The sequence below is a fragment of the Streptomyces sp. NPDC054841 genome, from assembly GCF_053611045.1.
On sequence record NZ_JBSGZO010000632.1, the window covers coordinates 1 to 4,052 of the forward strand.

At 69.4% G+C, this 4,052-nt stretch carries 1 protein-coding gene; it reads left to right on the forward strand.

What is annotated here, in order from left to right; all coding sequences use genetic code 11:
- Positions 1-4,052: hypothetical protein (locus tag ACWGI8_RS40810; protein ID WP_453668508.1), on the forward strand; the 4,052-nt coding region annotated here is incomplete at both ends.

Sequence of the window (4,052 nt, forward strand, 5' to 3'; positions counted from 1 at the left end):
GATCCAGCTGAGCGGCCGAGGTGTGGTCGCGGTGCTGCGCCGCTACGGCCTGGTGCCGGCCCACGGGCCGGCCCCCCGGCCGCTGCAGTTCGCCGTAGATGTTCCGGACAACCCTGCGGCGGCCCAGATACTGCGGGCCATCCTGAGCGACGCCGCACACTTGCTGAACACTGAGGGGTACCTGCCGACGCAGGGGCGTTCGGAGATCATGCAGGGCCCGGCCGGTCTTACGCTGTACGCGGTCTCCGAGGGGCAGATCACCTCCTGGACGTGGTTGCCGCCCATGCCCTCGGAGCTGGACCCCGGCATCCAGCTCCACCCGTACGCCGATCTGACAACGGACCTCGGGGCACTGGTGCCCAAGGAGGACACCACGGTCACGCAGCTGGCTGGCAATCCAAGCCAGGGCATGCTGTTCGCCTCGGTCGATGACGACCGTATTCCGGTGGTGAGGCAGCTGGGTGCCGGGCTCGCTCAGCAGCACCGCATGGTCCGGGTGCTGCTGCAGCTCAGCGGAGGTCGTCCGGCTCTGCTGGTTGAACCAGGAGACGGCCGGCCGGCATTGCTGTTTCCGGTGCCGCCGGCTCGACTGCTGCGGAAGTTGGCGGCGCACAACATGGCGAAGCGAGCGATCCAGCTGCTGTTCGACGCCACCCCGGCGCAGTTGGCCGCAGCCGTGGCCACGGGGACGGTCGACTGGTGGGTGGCGGAGTTGCGCCGGTTGAACAAGCACGCCGTGGCAACACCCGGATCCGGCGCCGTATGGCGGTTCGACAATGCCCTGAAGGACGTGGTCCTCAGAGCTACTACGCAGACGACCGACCAGGGACCGCCGCTGGAGTGGGACGGACGGCTCAGCAGACACCCGGGCAAGTTGTCCTTCGAACTCGGCACTGCCGGGCAGCTGACCCTCAGGGACTCGCCGGTCGGCATCGACGTCGGCTTCGGGTTCGTGGTCGACATTGCACGCGTACGCCACCTTCGCGGCCCCCAGCAGCAAGTGAAGCTCTACACGTTGGAATTCACCCACCAGGCCGCCGATGGCACCCTGCATCTGAAGTACGAGGCGCAAGGGCCCAGCCAGACGGTGTCCCCGGAGCAAGTTGTCACGCTGCTCGCCCGGCTAGGGGTGCCAGGCGACGCGGAGCTGGCGCTTGCCCCGCAGAGGCGCGTTGGGCTCGGCGACCTGCCCCCGACGCCGGAGCTCCGGCGCTCCCAGCAGCAGGCTCTGCGGGCGTTCGCCCGGGCGGTGTCGGCAGTGCGGATGCGGTCCACTCACTTCCCGGTGGAGGGAGCGGCGGCCCGCCTCGACCTCGTGCTCGACACACCCGAGGTCACTGGACTCGTACTGTCGGAGCATCCCCGCGAGGAGCGGCTGTGGGAGCAGGAATCCGTTACGGGGCAGAACTCGACGGCGGTCGAGTACAGCCCCGGGCTGCTGCGCTCCACCGACGCACCCTACGTATACCGGTCCGGCACTGCGTTGATCTCCACCCCCGACTCCGCGCAGCTGCTCGCACTGCGTGACGCCAAGGAAGTGACCGGCGGGCAGACGCTGTTGATCGCACTGCCGGTGGACGAGCAGGGCAACCTCGGTCTGGCCACCGGGACGGGACACCGCGCGCTGACCTGGGACCAGCTGGTGGACGAGATCGCCACTGTGCTGGGCCTGGGTGCGCCCGTCGACGCACCGTCGATCCGAACGTTTGTGCTGGCGGTCGACGCTCCCGTCGATTCGGCCGCGGATCAACGGCTGGTGGAGACGTCCCGGCGACTCGCCGAGCGGTTCAAGGTACGCCTCTACCTACCCGAGGTCCGGCACCTGCTGGAGACAGAGCACGACCAGGGAGTCTCGTCACTGCGAGCGGTGAACCCGGACCGGCGCACCATGGGGGGCTGGCGCGAACTGGGCACCGGGCAACTCGAGCTGCCGACGTACCGAGTGACCTCGACCGGTAAGTTGCAGAAACTGGGCCAGGCCGTCCGCTCGGTGAGTGCGCGCGGCGGTGTGCCCGTGGCTATCGCGACGACGTCCGGTCTGCCGAAACTTGCCCGGGTGGACGGGTTGTTGAAGGTGTTCATCACGCTGCAGAACGGACTCCCGGCGCTGCGGTTCACCGACGGAGCCGACGCCGCCGTGGCGCAGGTGCGGCCGGAGCAGTTCGTCACCTGGCTGAACCTGGACGAGCTGCGGTTGCCCGACGACACCGCAATCCAGATCATCTTGGACCTCTCGGTGCCCGCCGAACGGCAAGCGGATCTGAGCGCCTGGCTTGAAGCTGTCGGACGGCTCGTACCCCACACCGTCCACCACTCCATGCGCGCTGCCTACTCGGACGCCGAGCTGCGCGACATGGTCCTGCCGACCCCGGGCGACGTATGGAAGGCACTGCTGTTCGCCGACCGGCCGCAACAGCAGGTGGGCCATGTGACTGACCCGATGGGCCGGCTGATTCTCGCGGACGAGACGCTGCGACTGCTCCTCGAAGGCACCATCTTGTCGTGGCAGGGCCAGGCCCGGTCCCAGTCGCTGACCTTGGCGTACCCCGGCCCCGCCCCGTTGAACGACGACGGCCATCCGGTGCATCAGGTCGACCTGGCGCGGTTCATCGCCTGGGCGAAGGCCCGGGGCGCCTTCGAGCCTGTTCGCCTGCTGATCGACACCGTGCCGGCCCCGCTCCGCACCCAGGCTCTCGCGGACGCCCAGTCCCTGTCCCAGGCCCTGGGTGTCGGCTTCGAACAGGTCCACGGTCTGCAGCAGCCGGGCGGGGCCTTGCACGACCGCCGGGTGAATTGGCACGTCCTCACCGGCACGCTCGCCCAGGACGCGGGACAGGCGCTGGTGGCGGTCGACGGGAGCATGCTCCCCGACGCCGGTACACCGCTCCCGGCGGTGACCTCAGCGGCCAACGTGCTGCTGTTCACCGAGGCACGTCCCCGCAACCTCGTCCACTTGAGCGCGGCCCTGGTCCGGGCCGGGCTGTTCTTCCTCGATGTGGACGTCTTCTACGACCAGAGTGCCGCGTGGAAGGTGGGCCGTCAGCAGCGGACCTCGGCGGACCTGGCGGCCACTTTGCACCGGCACGGGTTCGATCGTGAGCGGCATACCCTGGTGGTGGCCCCGGGCTGGCCCAAGAACAGAAAACAGCAGGAGCTGTTGGACGGCCTGGTCACCAGTCTGGCCAAGGCACTGCGGGCCCGTACCCTGCACCCCGGCTTCGGGCACAGGGTGGACATCACGCCTCTTGGAGCGGTGCAGTTGAGCCCCCGTGGCCGGGGCGGCCTGCGCGGTGCAGGCGCGGCCCGCTGGGTATACCGGGACGCCACCGTGCCCGGGGCTCCCACGCCCGGCAATCTCTCCGTCGGGCCTCAGAGCACCTTGGCCCGCGCTGACCTACCCGTACTCTTCGGTGGTGCCAAGGGCGTCACCGCATCCCCGTACCGCGGAGACCACGAGCAGCTGTACAAGTACCTTCTCCGTGCCGAGAAGAACGCGGACATGCCGGTGGCGTTGCACCTCGACCCCGCGCTGAGCGAACAGGGCAATGTGGTCGGTTCGCTCGCGCTGCCGCTGCCAGGCGGTGGCGTTCTTGACAGCGCCCAGGGAATCCAGGGCAGGCTCACGGACATCGGCGTCTCGCCGAAGGCCGCGATCCAGATCATCGCCCCGAGCCCGGCTTTCGCCCAGGCGTGGCAGCAGCGCGTAGCCCAGGCCACCGCCCTGGCGATCGTGCGCGACCAGGCCCCCGTCCACTTGCCGGAGCAGGGCGCCTACGCAACCGTCGACTCGACGGGCAGCGGCAGCACGCCGAAGGCCCGGTTCAGCAAGCACCGCACCGCCGCCTGGCACACCGTGGACCTCCGGCAGCGGCCTGGCCTGCCTGAGGTGACCGACCTCCACGGCGAGCTGATCAAGGGTGGTATGCCCATCACCCATCAGGGGGCGGGGCAGGCGGAGCGCTTCGCTGCGACGGCCGCGGTGCCGAGCGTCCTGTTGCAGCAGATGAACGACCGCCCCATCCCCGGGGGCCTTTACCGCATCGGCACCGACC